The sequence below is a fragment of the Cryobacterium sp. Sr3 genome (genome assembly GCF_004402835.1).
GTDB classification, from domain to species: Bacteria; Actinomycetota; Actinomycetes; order Actinomycetales; family Microbacteriaceae; genus Cryobacterium; species Cryobacterium sandaracinum.
In genome coordinates this window covers 78,686-92,368 of record NZ_SOFA01000004.1, presented here as the reverse complement: position 1 = coordinate 92,368, position 13,683 = coordinate 78,686, and the positions used below count along the sequence as shown (strand labels likewise).

Annotated in this window: 16 protein-coding genes; 15 read left to right on the top strand and 1 reads right to left on the bottom strand. The window is 69.5% G+C overall.

Annotated features, from left to right (window positions below):
- Window positions 1-5: 5 nt before the first annotated feature.
- Window positions 6-491, bottom strand: a complete 486-nt coding sequence (locus E3N94_RS01465) for a flagellar protein FlgN (protein ID WP_104171319.1) — start codon at window positions 489-491, stop codon at window positions 6-8.
- A gap of 442 nt (window positions 492-933) precedes the next feature.
- Here E3N94_RS01465 and E3N94_RS01460 point away from each other — a divergent pair, with 442 nt between their 5' ends.
- The 15 genes from E3N94_RS01460 to E3N94_RS01390 all read left to right on the top strand — a co-directional run bounded on the left by E3N94_RS01460 (window position 934) and on the right by E3N94_RS01390 (window position 13,600).
- A complete protein-coding gene (locus E3N94_RS01460) occupies window positions 934-1,800 on the top strand; it encodes a sigma-70 family RNA polymerase sigma factor (protein WP_134419407.1) in 867 nt (288 codons plus the stop codon).
- 84 nt (window positions 1,801-1,884) lie between these two features.
- Complete coding sequence (locus tag E3N94_RS01455; RefSeq protein WP_194085914.1) at window positions 1,885-2,730, top strand: flagellin; 846 nt, start codon at window positions 1,885-1,887, stop codon at window positions 2,728-2,730.
- Window positions 2,731-2,886: 156 nt separating this feature from the next.
- Window positions 2,887-4,269, top strand: a complete 1,383-nt coding sequence (gene fliD, locus E3N94_RS01450) for a flagellar filament capping protein FliD (protein WP_134374360.1) — start codon at window positions 2,887-2,889, stop codon at window positions 4,267-4,269.
- An 11-nt stretch (window positions 4,270-4,280) separates the two neighbouring features.
- Window positions 4,281-4,709, top strand: coding sequence for a flagellar export chaperone FliS (gene fliS / locus E3N94_RS01445; protein WP_104171316.1), 429 nt, complete (start codon window positions 4,281-4,283; stop codon window positions 4,707-4,709).
- Window positions 4,702-5,049 carry a hypothetical protein gene (locus tag E3N94_RS01440; protein WP_134401499.1) on the top strand — a complete coding sequence of 116 codons (348 nt, stop codon included), beginning with the start codon at window positions 4,702-4,704 and terminating at the stop codon, window positions 5,047-5,049. Before fliS ends, E3N94_RS01440 begins: the two co-directional genes overlap by 8 nt.
- Window positions 5,050-5,312: 263 nt before the next feature.
- Entirely contained in the window at window positions 5,313-5,654 is a 342-nt protein-coding gene (locus E3N94_RS01435; RefSeq protein WP_104099364.1) for a flagellar basal body protein, read from the top strand.
- Window positions 5,654-6,046, top strand: coding sequence for a flagellar basal body rod C-terminal domain-containing protein (locus tag E3N94_RS01430; RefSeq protein WP_104099363.1), 393 nt, complete (start codon window positions 5,654-5,656; stop codon window positions 6,044-6,046). Before E3N94_RS01435 ends, E3N94_RS01430 begins: the two co-directional genes overlap by 1 nt.
- The gene (gene fliE, locus E3N94_RS01425) at window positions 6,046-6,378 is read left to right on the top strand and encodes a flagellar hook-basal body complex protein FliE (protein ID WP_104099362.1); all 333 of its coding nucleotides are present in this window, start codon (window positions 6,046-6,048) and stop codon (window positions 6,376-6,378) included. Before E3N94_RS01430 ends, fliE begins: the two co-directional genes overlap by 1 nt.
- The gene (fliF, locus tag E3N94_RS01420) at window positions 6,378-7,973 is read left to right on the top strand and encodes a flagellar basal-body MS-ring/collar protein FliF (RefSeq protein ID WP_134415175.1); all 1,596 of its coding nucleotides are present in this window, start codon (window positions 6,378-6,380) and stop codon (window positions 7,971-7,973) included. The genes fliE and fliF overlap by 1 nt, the downstream gene beginning before the upstream one ends.
- On the top strand, window positions 7,970-8,989 hold the full coding sequence (gene fliG / locus E3N94_RS01415; protein ID WP_104099360.1) for a flagellar motor switch protein FliG: 1,020 nt from the start codon (window positions 7,970-7,972) through the stop codon (window positions 8,987-8,989). Before fliF ends, fliG begins: the two co-directional genes overlap by 4 nt.
- Window positions 8,979-9,632, top strand: a complete 654-nt coding sequence (locus E3N94_RS01410) for a hypothetical protein (RefSeq protein ID WP_134415176.1) — start codon at window positions 8,979-8,981, stop codon at window positions 9,630-9,632. The genes fliG and E3N94_RS01410 overlap by 11 nt, the downstream gene beginning before the upstream one ends.
- 2 nt (window positions 9,633-9,634) lie before the next feature.
- On the top strand, window positions 9,635-10,966 hold the full coding sequence (locus E3N94_RS01405; protein WP_134374482.1) for a FliI/YscN family ATPase: 1,332 nt from the start codon (window positions 9,635-9,637) through the stop codon (window positions 10,964-10,966).
- Entirely contained in the window at window positions 10,966-11,406 is a 441-nt protein-coding gene (locus E3N94_RS01400) for a hypothetical protein (RefSeq protein WP_104099358.1), read from the top strand. The genes E3N94_RS01405 and E3N94_RS01400 overlap by 1 nt, the downstream gene beginning before the upstream one ends.
- Window positions 11,403-12,092 carry a C40 family peptidase gene (locus E3N94_RS01395; RefSeq protein ID WP_104099357.1) on the top strand — a complete coding sequence of 230 codons (690 nt, stop codon included), beginning with the start codon at window positions 11,403-11,405 and terminating at the stop codon, window positions 12,090-12,092. Before E3N94_RS01400 ends, E3N94_RS01395 begins: the two co-directional genes overlap by 4 nt.
- Window positions 12,089-13,600, top strand: coding sequence for a flagellar hook-length control protein FliK (locus tag E3N94_RS01390; protein ID WP_134569648.1), 1,512 nt, complete (start codon window positions 12,089-12,091; stop codon window positions 13,598-13,600). Before E3N94_RS01395 ends, E3N94_RS01390 begins: the two co-directional genes overlap by 4 nt.
- Window positions 13,601-13,683: the final 83 nt, after the last annotated feature.

Here is a 13,683-nt window from a genome sequence, read left to right as displayed (position 1 = left end):
CACCCTCACAGAATCTGGTCGAAAAGTCGGGAGCCGGTGGGGCGCGCACCGGCGGCCCCGGTGGCGTCATACGTCTGAGTGTTCGCGCGCACGTCGGCCAGGGTCTCCTGGCTGGAGCGGGCGGCGGAGCGCAGCAGCTGCTCGTTGGCGTCGCGCAGTTCCTTGATCTGGGTGGTCAGTTCACCCATCGCCTTGAGGTGCGCGGCCATGATCTCGGACCACGGGCCGGCGGGGGCGTGAGCCACGAGCTCGCGCAGGGTGGCGTCTTCGGCCGTTCCCCAATCGAGGGCGACGGCGGCAACCTCGACCGAGCGGGCGAGGCCGGCATCCCGAACGTGGCCGAGCACCTGCTCTACCTCACGGGTGCCCTGCTGCAGCCAGCGGGTCTTGCCGTTGGTCAGCAGCAGCTGTTCCTCGTCGAGTTTGAAGACGAGCAGTTCGAGGAGCTCCCGCTCGCGCCACAGCAACGCTGATAGTTCATTGGCGCCCACGTCTCCTCCAACTGCCTGTCGTCTGGTGCGGCCGGTCCGCGCAAAATCGCGCAGGTCAACGGCTTGTTACTACGACTATCGGCAGGTGACGGCCCCCGGTTAGCCACGGTGTGGATTCAGACTGCCAGCCGAGACTGAAGGTGTCCACTAAAGGGAGGACACGATTCCGGCAGACACCGGATGCCTGGCCCCCGTTGCGGGGTGATCCGCCCCGATGTGGGGGTGCCTGGCCCCGTTGTGGGGGCACCGTTGCGCATTCGGCCACCGACCGCGCCTTTACGTTTTAATCATGGCCGCGAAGTTCTGTGGCCTGGGCCCCGAACCCCTGCGTCACATCCCCGCTTTCTCGCAACGTCCCCGTGCCTACCCGGCCACTCGTTCGACCAGGCCCTTGCCTGATCGATCGGGACAATTCAGGTGTCAAGCACTCAGGGAGTTCCGTGTGAATCGTGCAGAACGCAACCAGTTGGTGATCGACAACCTCCCGCTCGTCGGCTACCTCGTTTCCGAAACCTGGGCCAAGGCCCGGCACCTCTCCCGCGACGACCTGGCCTCGGCCGGAGCTCTCGCCCTGATCACCTCGGCGGATGCCTTCAACGCCGACCTCGGCGTTCCGTTCGGAGCGTTCGCACGGCGCCGCATCATCGGCGCCTTCGCTGACGAGATGCGCTCCAATGACTGGGCCACTCGGATGGCCCGCCGCCGCATCAAGGAGACCCGTGCCGTTCAGCAGACGCTGGCCGGCGCCCTCGGCCGCGCGGCATCCGTCGACGAGGTCGCCGCCGCCCTCGGCGTCGACCGGGATACCGCGATCGCCGGCCTGTCCGACTCCGAGCGCACCGTCTCGACCCTCGATGACGCCACCGCCGAGTTCCTGGTTTCCGGAACCGAACTCCCCGGCGACTCGCTGCTCTCCGCCGAGCGCCTGGCCTACCTGCACGCCGCCATCGCGGCACTGCCGGATAAGATGCGCGTGATCGTTCAGCAGGTCTACTTCGACGACCGCTCGGTCAAGGAGATCGCGGTCGAGCTCGGAATCACCCACTCGGCGGTGTCTCAGCAGCGGGCGGAGGCCATCCGTCTGCTCCGCGACGGCCTGGGCACGCACTACTCCGACGACGCCGAGGTGGAATACGTTCCCGAGTCCCGCATTGCGCCGGCCCGCCGCAGCGCCTACCTCGCCCGCCTCGCCGACCAGGCCATGCTCGGCCTCGCCACCGCGAGCGGGGTGGCGTACGCCGCCGGGTCGACGGATGCTGCCGATCCTGCCGGTTCAGACACCCGGGAAGTTTTTTCGATCAACGGCTAACGCGGTCTCAGCAGAGGCCGATAGCTCACTGTGTCAGGCCATGGATGGCCTGGCGTTCACCACCCAATCACGGAGGATTTCATCATGGGTATGCAGATCAACACCAACCTCGCGGCCAACAACACGTACCGCAACCTGGCCGCCACGCAGAACGACATGTCCAAGTCCCTGGAGAAGCTCTCCAGCGGCCTCCGCATCAACCGCGCAGCGGATGACGCGGCCGGCCTGGCCATCTCCGAGGGCCTCAAGTCGCAGGTCGGTGGCCTCACGGTCGCCAGCCGCAACGCCCAGGACGGCATCTCGGTCATCCAGACCGCTGAGGGCTCCTTGAACGAGGTCACCTCGATCCTGCAGCGCGTTCGTGACCTCGCAGTCCAGGCCGGCAACGACTCGAACAACACCGATTCGCGTACCGCGATCACGACCGAGGTTCTTGCCCTGGGCAAGGAACTTACCCGTATCGGGGCCTCGACCAACTTCAACGGTACGGCCCTGCTCGACGGCGTCAAGGCGTCGCTGACCTTCCAGGTCGGCGCTGGCAGCGTCGCTGCAACCGACCAGATTGTTGTGAATCTCACGAACGTGTCTACTATCGGTGCCGCCATTGAGGTGCTGGGAACTGCAGCGACTGACGGTTTCAAGGACGCAGCAACGGCCCTGTCCACCATCGCCGCACTGGACCTGAACATCAAGGCCGTGTCCACGTCACGCGCCGAGCTTGGCGCGAACCAGAACCGGTTCGAGAGCGTCATCAAGAACCTGGCCGTCTCCAAGGAGAACCTCACCGCTGCCGGCTCGCGCATCCGCGACACCGACATGGCCGAGGAAATGGTCAAGTACACCCGTTCCAGCATCCTCTCGCAGGCCGGTACCGCCATGCTCGCGCAGGCCAACCAGTCCGCTCAGGGCGTGCTGTCGCTGCTCCGCTAACCCTGAGTAGCTGAACCTTTCGGGAAACCGCACGGTGAACTATGGCTGGTGGTGACCTAAGAGATGAACTGGACCTCATCCCTCGGTCGCCGCCAGCCATTCACGTTTACACCCGCACCATCCAGCTTGATCGCAGAAACGTAAGGAGGGGAAGACATGACGAACGCCATCGACGGACTCGTCTCCGGGCTCGACACCACCTCCCTGATCAACTCCCTGATGCAGGTCGAAGCCGTTCCGCAGACGCTGCTGAAGGCCAAGGTCTCCTCGTCGCAGAACCTGATCTCGGCGCTGCAGGGCCTCAACACCCAGATCGCCGGCCTGGCCGATCTGGCCGGCAAGGCCGCGAAGCCGGCCGCACTCGACCTCTATTCGGCCACCAGTACCTCTCCCACCGTCACGACGGCGGTCTCGGCCAACGCCAGCGCCGGGCAACTCGACGTCGTCGTCACCAACCTCGCTCGCAGCCAGGTCGGCGTCTCCGCGGCCATGACCGCCTGGCCCGCCGACCCGGCCGTGCTGACCATCGTCTCCGGCGGTGTCACGACCGAGATCTCCGTCAGCTCGACCTCTCTCGACGCCGTCGCCACGGCCATCAACGCCGCCAACACCGGAGTTACCGCCACGAAGGTCGCGTCCGGAGTGGATGCCGGCGGCGTCGCTCAGTACCGGCTCCAGTTCACCGGGAATGACTCCGGTGCGGCCAAGGCCTTCAGTGTCTATCAGGGCACCGCCGCCGAGGTCACGGCGAACAGCGCGCCCGATTTGCTGGCCGCCGCGGGTGCCGCCGTCATCCGCACCGCCCAGGACGCCAGCGTCACCCTGTGGGCCGGTAGCACCGCCGCCCAGACGATCACCTCGGCCACCAACACGTTCGCGAACCTGCTGCCCGGCGTCGCGATCACGGTATCCGCCGTCTCCGTTGACCCCGTCACCATCAAGGTCGCTCGTGACGACGCGCAGATCGGCTCCCTGGCCTCGGGTCTGGTCAGCTCCCTGAACGGCGTCTTCGCGCTGATCTCCACCAAGTCCGCGGTCGTCAACAGCACCAACGCGTCGGGGGCCGCCGTGTTGTCGGCCGGCATCTTCACCAGCGACAGCACCGTGCGCGACGTCAAGCAGCGCATTCTCACGGCCGCCTCGGCACCGATCAACGGGCACTCGCCGTCGGAGTACGGCATCAGCATCACCCGATCCGGCACCATGGAGTTCGACGCGGCCAAGTTCGCCGCGGCCCTCGCCAAGGACCCGGTAACCGTCAAAGCAGCAGTGCAGGAGATCGCGACCCGCGTCGCAGCAGCGGCGTCATCGGCCTCGGACAAATACGACGGTCAGATCACCGCGAAGATCACCGGTCAGCAGTCCACGGTCAAGAACTTAGGCGACCGCATCGCCGACTGGGACCGCAGCCTGGCCACCCGCCGGGCGACCCTGCAGAGCACCTACACCGCACTGGAAACCCAGCTCAGCGCCCTGAAAGCACAGTCCTCGTGGCTGAGTGCCCAGGTTGCCGGGCTCCCGACCTCGAGCACAGGATGATGATGGCTGTTATGAGCATGATGGGTGGGGCACAGGCCCGGCGCGCACAGTTGAACCGCGAAGCGGTGCTCTCGGCCACGCCGGTGCGCCTGCTCACGATGCTCTACGACCGGTTGCTGCTCGATCTCGGCCGCGCCGAGATCGCCCAGAATATCGAGGACTGGGCCGTCGCCTCGGAGCACCTCCTGCACGCCCAGGCGATCGTCTCCGAACTGTCGACCTCGCTCAACGTGGAGGCCTGGGAGGGCGGCGAGGGTCTGTTCGCCCTGTACACCTACGTGTCCAACGCGTTGATGAGCGCCAACATCCATCGGGATGTCGCCCGTACCCGGGAGGCCATCGCCCTGCTCGAGCCGCTGCGGCAGACCTGGCACGAAGCGGCCGAGCTGCTGCCGGCCCAGAGCGCGGCGCGTGCCGGCGGGGAGTACGGTCTTGCCTAGGGTTCTGCTCGACACCCACGAATCTGCCAACGACCGCCAGGAGTGGCTGGATGTGCTCGACCAGCTCGAGTCGAGCCTCGGCTCGGGCGCGCGCGACGCCGTGCTGGCCGGCCCGGGGGAGCGCTTCTCTACCGGCGTGCAGTGGCGTGCGCCCGCACACCTGGGCCAGCTGCCCGCCGACCTCGAGACGCGCGCCCGGCGCCTGCTCTCCGGCCAGCTCGAACTGATCAGCGAGATCGAGGATGCCCGGCGCTCCGCCGGCGTGCACCTCGCCGCCGTGCGCACCATCATCTCGGCCCAGCACACCGACCAGGCCGTCTACCTCGACATAGCCGGCTGACTGCCCGCCCACCTCTCGCCCGTTGCCGGCTACCGCCGCTGCGGGCCAACTGTTGCCCGCTCGGACATTTGTTGCCCGTGCGCGGGCAACAGTTGTCCGTTTCGACGACAGTTGCGGGGTTCCGCTCGAAAACGTGAGGAAAGAAGTTCCGCGACAACTCCTTACGCGCCTCGGCCACCGGCCGATAGCTAGGAGCGAGCAGGGATTGCTCGACCACAGGCCACGGATCGGCCGCCCTCGTTTTGCCGACGAATCGGGTATCCGTGTTTGAATCCGTGACCATGACGGCGCTCTCCAGCGCGCTGGACGGGCTGGCCCTGCGCCAGCGCACCATCGCGAACAACATCGCGAACGTGAACACGCCGAACTACCACGCCAAGCGTGTGGCGTTCGAGGATGCCCTGGCGCAGTCTGTGCAGGCCGGCAGCGGCAGCACTGTCGCCACCACCGCCAGTTCCCTCGAGCCCACCCGCCTCGACGGCAACAACGTCAACCTCGACACCGAGACCCTCTCCAACATCGACACCGTGCTGCGGTACCAGTTCGCGGCGCAGGCCGTCAACGGACCGTTCACGGCCATGCGCTCCGCGATGCGAACCAGCTGATGACCCTCGACGCCATCGGGATTGCCGGCAGCGGCCTCACCCTGCACCGCAAATGGCTCGACGCCGTCGCGGACAACATCGCCAACGCCAACACGGTCACCGCCACCGACGGTGACGCCTTCCAGGCGCGCTACATCGTCGCCCAGGCCGGCCAAGGCACCACCGGAGCCTATGCGGCCGGGACGGCACTCGGCGACGCCGAGGGAATTCTGACCTTCGACCCGAGCAACCCACTCGCCGACGAGGCCGGCTACGTGCGCCGCCCGGACGTCGACATGGCCGAGCAGATGGGCGCGCTGATCATGGCGCAGCGCGGCTACCAGGCCAACGCCGCCGTCGTCGACCGTGCCAAGACGACCTACGAAGCCGCACTCCAGATTGGACGCTCCTGATGACCATCGGTTCGATCAACCCGATCCAGTCCGTGACCGGCACGGGATACCTCTCCGGCGTGCAGGGCCTGCAGGGTGTGCAGGGAACCCCGGGGAGCCAGGGCGCCGACGGTTCGGCCTTCGGCAGCGCCCTGGTCGGCGCCGTCGACAATCTGCAGCAGCTGCAGGCCACCTCCAACACCCTCACGGTGCAGGCCGTAACCGGAAACCTGACCGACATCCACTCGGCCACCCTGGCCTCGACTCGCGCCCAGGTCACCCTCGAACTCGTGGCCGCCGTGCGCAATAAGGGTGTCGACGCGTTCAACGAGATCATGAGGATGCAGGCCTGATGCCGCGCCCGATCACGTCGGCCTTCGCACGCCTCGGCCAGAGCATCCGGTCCTTCTCCGTCGCCCAGCGCACGGTCGCCATCATCGGCGTCGCCGTGCTTGCCCTGGGCATCGCCGCCCTGAGCATGTGGGCCACCAAGCCGGCCTTCACGCCCCTGTTCTCCGGGCTGAGCGGTTCCGACGCGAATACCATCGTCGAGCAGCTTCGCACCGACGGCGTCGCCTACGAGCTCAGCGACGGTGGCGCGACGATCCTGGTGCCGCAGCAGAACGTCTACGACGAGCGCCTCAAGGCCGCCGCAGCCGGCCTGCCGTCCTCCAGCACGGGCGGCTACGGGCTGCTCGACACCATGGGTGTCACTTCCAGCGAGTTCCAGCAGTCGGTCACCTACAAGCGGGCGCTCGAGGGCGAACTCGCCAACACCGTCAAGGCCATGAAGGGCGTCAAGAACGCCTCGGTGCGCCTGGCGATCCCCGAAGAGACCGTGTTCGCGTCGGAGCAGAGCGACCCCACGGCATCCGTCTTCGTGGAGACGGCCACCGGCAGCACCCTGAACGCCGACCAGGTGCAGTCCATCGTGCACCTCACCTCGGCCTCCATCGCCGGGATGGCACCCACCGACGTGGCCGTCATCGACTCCACGGGTGTCGTGCTCTCGGCGGTCGGCGTGGGAGCGACCGGATCCGCCGACCAGCAGGCCGGCGCCTACGAGGACCGCGTGCGGGGGGCCGTGCAGGCCATGCTGGACAAGGTCGTCGGGCCCGGCAACGCCACCGTCGTCGTGGCCGCCGACATGAGCTACCAGTCGGCCCAGCGGGTCGAGGAATCGTTCACCACCCCGACGGATGCCCCGGCCCTCAACGAGGCCGTCAAAACCGAGTCGTACACGGGCTCCGGCGGCTCCGCGGCCGGCGTCCTCGGCCCGGACAACATCGCCGTCCCGGCGGGCACCGAGGGCGATGGAACCTTCACCTCCGAGGACACCACCAAGAACAACGCGGTCAACAAGGTCACCGAGACCCGCACCATCCCGGCCGGGGAGATCAACCGGCAGACGGTCTCGGTGGCCGTGAACGCCGACGTCGTGGGTCAGCTCAACGTCGCCGACGTCACCTCGCTGGTGGCCTCGGCCGCGGGCATCGACGTGCAGCGCGGCGACGCGGTCACCGTGGAGGTAGTCAGCTTCAACGGCGGCGCGGCAGAGGATGCCGCCGCGGCCCTCGCGGCGACCGAAGCGGCGGCCGCCGCCGACCGGTTCGCAGAGGTCATGCGCATCGCCATCATCACCGCGGGGATTGTCATCACTTTCGTGCTGGGGCTCATCCTCTACGCGCGTCGTTCGCGCCGCCAGAGCCGCGAGTCCATCGAGCTTGACGAAATGATGGAGGTCCGGCCCGCACTGTCCGTGCCGGAGGTGCCGTTCCCGCTGAGCGCCCCGATCGCGCCGATCATGATCGACCCCACCCCGACCGTGGCCTACCTGCCGCCGGCCTCCGACCGGATGCGGGTGGAGATCGACGCACTCGCTCAGCGTGACCCCGCGAAGACCGCGGAATACCTCCGCGGCCTGATGGATGACCGGCAGCCCGCATGATCGACGCCCAGCCGGCCCTGACCGGCACGCAGAAGGTCGCCGTGGTGCTGATGAGCATGGAGCACCAGCGCGCCACCGAAGTGATGAAGCAGTTCACCGAGGCCGAGGCGGCCGATATCGCCGCGGAGATGGTGCAGTTGCGCCGGGTCGACCCGGAGGTGACCGAAACCACCGTTCTGGAGTTCCACGAACTCACGGTCAAGGGTGCCCATACCCGGCGCGGCGGTCACGCCTACGCGATCGGCCTGCTTGAGGCATCCTTCGGCGCGGAACGAGCGGCCGGCGTCATGGTCAAGGTGGCCTCGTCGATGGCCGGCAAGGCCTTCGAGTTTCTCGACGCCGCCGAGCCGTTGCAGATCCTCACCCTGCTTGACGGCGAATTGCCCCAGACCATCGCGCTCGTGCTCGCGCACCTGCGCCCCGGTCACGCCTCCGCCGTGCTCGGCGGCCTCGACGCCGACCTGCGCGCGGAGGTGGCGCAGTGCATCGCCGGCATGGGTACGGCCACCCCCGAGGCCGTGCGCGTGGTCACCGAGACCCTCAAGGCCCGGGTCGGCGCCGTCGCCTCCTCCCGCGACTCGGTGGAGATCGTCGGCGGCATCCAGCCGCTCGTCGAGATCATCAACCGGGCCGATGTGGCCACCGAACGCGCCCTTCTCGAAGCCCTCGATGCGCGCGATCCGGCCCTGGCCGAAGAGGTCCGGTCACGGATGCTGACCTTCGCCGACATCGTCAAGCTCGAAAACCGAGACGTACAGCAGGTGCTCCGCGGCATCGACGCGGGCATCCTCGCCATCGCCATGAAGGGCTCCGCGGACGCTGTGGTCTCGATCATTCGCACCAACCTGTCCGAGCGCAACCGGGAGATCCTCGACGACGAGGTCAAAGCCATGGCGCCCGTGCGGGTGTCGCAGGTCGAGGAAGCGCGCGCCACGATCGTGCGGGCCATCCGCGACCTCGAGGCGCAGGGGAGCATCACCGTGCAACGTGCCGAGGAGGACGACTATGTTGTTTGACGCAGCGACCGCCCGGTCGAACTTCTCCGCCGTGACCTTCCCCAGCCTGCAGGGCGAGCGGGGCGCAGGCGGCGACGCCTCCCGGGCCCGGGGGCACGCCGCCGGCTACACCGCGGGACTCCGGGCGGCCGCCGCCGAGGTGGATGCCCGGATCGCGCGGCTCGACGCCGAGCAGGCCGCCGCCGGTGCCATCGGCCAGGCGCGGATCGACCGGGCGGTCGCGCTGCTGGGTGCCGCCGCCGCCGCGCTGCACGAGCGAACCGTTCCGGTGATCCAGGAGGCGGAGGACACCCTTGTCGCGACCGCGCTGGAGCTGGCCGAAGCGATCCTCGGCTACTCACTCGGCGACGCCGACGCCTCGGCGCGGGCCGCACTGGGCCGCGCCCTCGCGACCGGAGTGACCGGTGCGACCGTCACCACCGGCGCACTCGGTACCGTTCGCCCGCACTCCGTGCGGATGAACCCCGCCGACCTTGCTCTGATCGACCTGATCACCCGCGCGGATGCCGGCGTGGACTTCACGGCGGACGCCGACCTCGCCCGTGGCGACGCGATCGCCGAGTTCCCCGATGGATTCCTTGACGCCCGGATCGGCACCGCGCTTACCCGCGCGAAGGCCGCACTCACCGGAGCCCGGTCGTGACCCTGGCGCAGGCCCCCGCCTGGCGTCCGCGCGCGGGAAAGATCCGCTCCGCCCTCGACGCCGCGCGGCCCCAGCGGGTGGGCGTCGTCTCTTCGATCGTCGGTCTCGGTCTGGAGGTGCGCGGGCTCAATTCCGCGATCGGCGATCTGGTCACGGTCGGCGACGGCGGGGAGATCGACGCCGAGGTGGTCGCCACGACGCAGGGCGGCATCCGGTGCATGCCGCTCGGCCGGATGACCGGTATTCGGATCGGCGCGCCCGTGCGCTCGGACGGAACCCCGCACCTCGTGCCCACCGGCGCCGGCCTGTTCGGGCGCGTCATCGACGGCCTCGGCCGGCCCATCGACGGCAAAGGCCCTCTCTCCGGTGCCCGGTTCGTCGGCCTCGATCACGACAGCCCCTCCGCGATGGCCCGCTCCCGCATCCAGACGCCGCTCCAGTTGGGTGTGCGCGTGCTCGACACCCTCACCACCGTCGGGAAGGGACAGCGGATGGGCCTGTTCGCCGGCTCCGGCGTCGGCAAGTCCTCGCTGCTTTCGATGATCGCCCGCGGCACCGACGCGGAGGTCTCGGTCATCGCCCTGGTGGGGGAGCGCGGCCGCGAGGTGCGCGAATTCCTTGAAGACGACCTCGGACCCGAGGGGCTCGCCCGTTCGATCGTGGTCGTGTCCACCTCCGACGAACCGGCCATGATGCGGCTGCGCGCCGCCTTCCTGGCCACCCGGATCGCCGAGTCGTTCCGTGACGAGGGAGCCGACGTGATGCTGATGATGGATTCACTCACCCGGGTGGCGATGGCCCAGCGCGAGATCGGCCTCTCGGTCGGCGAACCCCCTGCCACCCGCGGTTATCCGCCCTCGACCTTCTCCCTGCTCGCCCGCCTACTCGAGCGGGCCGGCACCGACGAAACCGGGTCGATCACGGGCGTCTACACGGTGCTCGTCGACGGCGACGACCACAATGAACCGATTGCGGATGCCGCCCGCTCGATCCTCGACGGACACGTCGTACTCGACCGCAAACTGGCTGTCCTCGGCCATTTCCCCGCTGTCGACGCGCTCTCCTCGATCTCCCGTGTCGCCTCCCGGGTCAACAGCCCCGAGCAGAACCAGGTCGCCGGCCTGTTGCGCCGGGTGCTCGCCGCACGCCGCACCGCGCAGGACCTGCTCGACGTCGGCGCGTACCGGCGGGGCACGAACCCGCTTGTCGACGCCGCCGTCGACAACGAGGGCGCCATCAACGCGTTCCTCCAGCAGCGCATGGACGACCAGACCTCGGCCCCGCTCGCTTGGGACCAACTCACGACACTTACTCGAACGCTGGGGGCGCTCTGATGAAACGCACTTTCGCTTTGGCCGGGCTCCTCCGGCTACGGCACCTGCAGCAGGACCAGGCCGCCGGCGACCTGGCCCAGGCCAACGCGGTCGTTCAGGCGAACGCGGCTCGCCGGGCCGCGACCAGGGCCACTCTGCGGCACGCGCCGAGTCTGGCCAGCGGGGCTGACACGCTGTCGGCGATCGCCTCCGCCCGCGCCTCGGCGCACAGCATGTTGGCCGACATGGAGGCCCTCGGCCGCAACTACCAGGTTGCCGTCGGCGAGGCGCAGGTCGCCTTCGAAGCGACCCGTGCCGATACGGTGCGGTTGGAGAAGCTCGAGGGCAGGCACGGAGCCTTGGTCGCGGCCAACGACCTGCACCGCGAACAGACCATCCTCGACGAGATTGCGTCGACCGGCTGGCACCGCAACCGGGGCGCGGGCGGTGACCCGCGATGACCATGATCGCGGCGATGAGCCGGGTCAGCGAGATCCAGGCGACACTCGTTCAGCTCTCGGCCGGGGCGAACGCCCAGAAGGCGCAGGCCACTGCCGCAGCCGGCAGCGCCACCGCCGGGGCGGGCGCGAGCACCTCGGCGAACACCTTCGCCGACGCCCTCGCGTCGGCGTCGGGCGCCGCCGCGGTCGGCCCGGCCGCACCGAACCCGGGTGGGGCCACCGGCGCCGACGTGGTCGACGCCGCGAAGAAGTACCTGGGCGTGCCCTACGTCTTCGGCGGTGAAGACGCCAGCGGCATGGACTGTTCCGGGTTGGTGCAAACCGTGTATGCCGAAATGGGCATAGACGTGCCGCGCCTCGTGTCGGGCCAGATGAAGATCGGCACCGAGGTCGGCTCCCTCGCCGAGGCCAAGCCCGGTGACCTGATCGTCACCGGCGGCGGCGAGCACATCCTGATCTACGCCGGCGACAACAAGGTCATCCACGCGCCCTACGAGGGCCGCACGGTCTCACTGGTCGAGGCCTACATGGACGACTCCGAGATCGACACCATCCGCCGTGTGATTCCGGATGCCCCGGCCGCCACCGCGAGCCCGGCGTCCTCGAGCACGGCCTCCGCTTCGTCAGCCGCCGGCAGCCAGCTCAGCGCCGCACTGGCCTCATTCATGAACGGAGCCTCCCGATGAGCGCCACGTCCGTCCGGCTGGCGCCGACGCCCCACACCGCGGCGCAGGCGCTGGCATCCGCGTCCTCATCCGCTGCCGCGTCCTCATCCGCCTCCTCCGCCGCCGCCTCCCCCTCGGCTTCGCGTGGCCCGCTGGGTGCCCGCCCGGGTGCCGGCTCATTCGCGTCCGTGCTGCAGGGCACCCTCGTGGGCCCGCGCACCTCGGCGATCGCGTCTCCGCCGGGTTCCGCGTCAACCTCATCCCGGGCTCCCGAGCCGACCTCGGAGCGCACCGCCGAACCGGCCTCCGGACCGACCACTGATCTGAGGAACGCCCTGACCGGCGCGGCGCCGGCCCCGGAGCACCAGCAGCCGAGCGCCATCCCGACCGCCGCCGGGTTCAGCCTCTCGCCACTGCCGACCGGTGCGAAAGCCACCGGGGCGATAGCCACCGGAGCAAACAGTGCTGCCCTCGCCGACTCCGTCGGGACCGAGGCCGTGACCATCCCGACCGCCGCCGCCGGCACCGCCGGCACCGCCGAGACTTCCACCATCGCCGCCACCGAATCCGAAGCCGACTCAGACTCCACGGAGACGTCCGCCGCAGACTCCAACACTTTCACCGCAGCGAACGCCGCTGGCGGTACCGCGCTTCCGGCCGGGACTCTCGCTGCCCCGATGCCGGTGCCACCGGCACCCGCCGCCGTAGCACCCGCCACCGTAGCACCCGCCGCCGTAGCGCCCGTCACCGCCGCGCCCGTCACCGCCGCAGGGCCCGGTGCCACCGCAGGGCCCGTAGCCGGGACGGCATCTTCCGCCGGAGCGACTGTCGCGGGCACGGCGCCCACGGGCCTCACGGCGCCCACCGGCCTCGGCGCGGCCGCAGGGACATCCGTCGCCGGTGACCGCGCGGCCACCGTGAACCTGAACCAGGCCGAAGCCTCGGCGCCCGCCGCCCTGCTCGTGCCGCTCGGCACGCCGGCCACGGCGGCCACCCCGGCCACCGCTCCCCTTGTGCCGTCCGGCGCCCCGGCCTCGGCCCCGGCAGCACCGCCCGCGCCACTGGCCGGCCAGGTGTCCCGACCCCTGTTCACCCTGGTGGGCGCCGCCAACGGCGACCACGTGCTGACCATCAGCGTGAGTCCCGACAATCTGGGCCCGGTCACCGTGCGGGCTCACGTGCGCGGGGAGCACATTCGGGTCGAGCTGTTCGCGCCCACGGACCTGGCCCGAGAGGCGCTTCGGGCCATCCTGCCCGACCTGCGCCGGGACCTGTCGGGCGGCGGGCTGAACGCGCAGCTCACCCTGTCGGCCGACGCCCGCGCCTCGGACCCCTCGGCCTCCCGACAGGGCGGACCCGACGCCCGCCAGGAGTGGCCGGCCGAAGACGACAGGGCGACCCGAGGCGACCGTGCGGCCGGCCCTGCCGCCGACCGTGCCGCTGACCGTGCCGCCGACCGTGCCGCCGACCTCAGACTGTCTTCCCTGCGCGCCGCCGGCTCACACACCACCATCGACGTTCTCGCCTGACCTGCTGCCACCTCAGACCCCACCGACACAGACCCCACCATCCCAGAAAAGAGACCCTTTGACCATCGACGCAGTGGCAGCAG

Bases quoted from the DNA above. Each gene is read 5' to 3' on its own strand.
- E3N94_RS01455 (WP_194085914.1), top strand. From the start codon at position 1,885: ATGGGTATGCAGATCAACACCAACCTCGCGGCCAACAACACGTACCGC.
- fliD (WP_134374360.1), top strand. From the start codon at position 2,887: ATGACGAACGCCATCGACGGACTCGTCTCCGGGCTCGACACCACCTCC.
- fliS (WP_104171316.1), top strand. From the start codon at position 4,281: ATGAGCATGATGGGTGGGGCACAGGCCCGGCGCGCACAGTTGAACCGC.
- E3N94_RS01430 (WP_104099363.1), top strand. From the start codon at position 5,654: ATGACCCTCGACGCCATCGGGATTGCCGGCAGCGGCCTCACCCTGCAC.
- fliE (WP_104099362.1), top strand. From the start codon at position 6,046: ATGACCATCGGTTCGATCAACCCGATCCAGTCCGTGACCGGCACGGGA.
- fliF (WP_134415175.1), top strand. From the start codon at position 6,378: ATGCCGCGCCCGATCACGTCGGCCTTCGCACGCCTCGGCCAGAGCATC.
- fliG (WP_104099360.1), top strand. From the start codon at position 7,970: ATGATCGACGCCCAGCCGGCCCTGACCGGCACGCAGAAGGTCGCCGTG.
- E3N94_RS01410 (WP_134415176.1), top strand. From the start codon at position 8,979: ATGTTGTTTGACGCAGCGACCGCCCGGTCGAACTTCTCCGCCGTGACC.
- E3N94_RS01400 (WP_104099358.1), top strand. From the start codon at position 10,966: ATGAAACGCACTTTCGCTTTGGCCGGGCTCCTCCGGCTACGGCACCTG.
- E3N94_RS01395 (WP_104099357.1), top strand. From the start codon at position 11,403: ATGACCATGATCGCGGCGATGAGCCGGGTCAGCGAGATCCAGGCGACA.
- E3N94_RS01390 (WP_134569648.1), top strand. From the start codon at position 12,089: ATGAGCGCCACGTCCGTCCGGCTGGCGCCGACGCCCCACACCGCGGCG.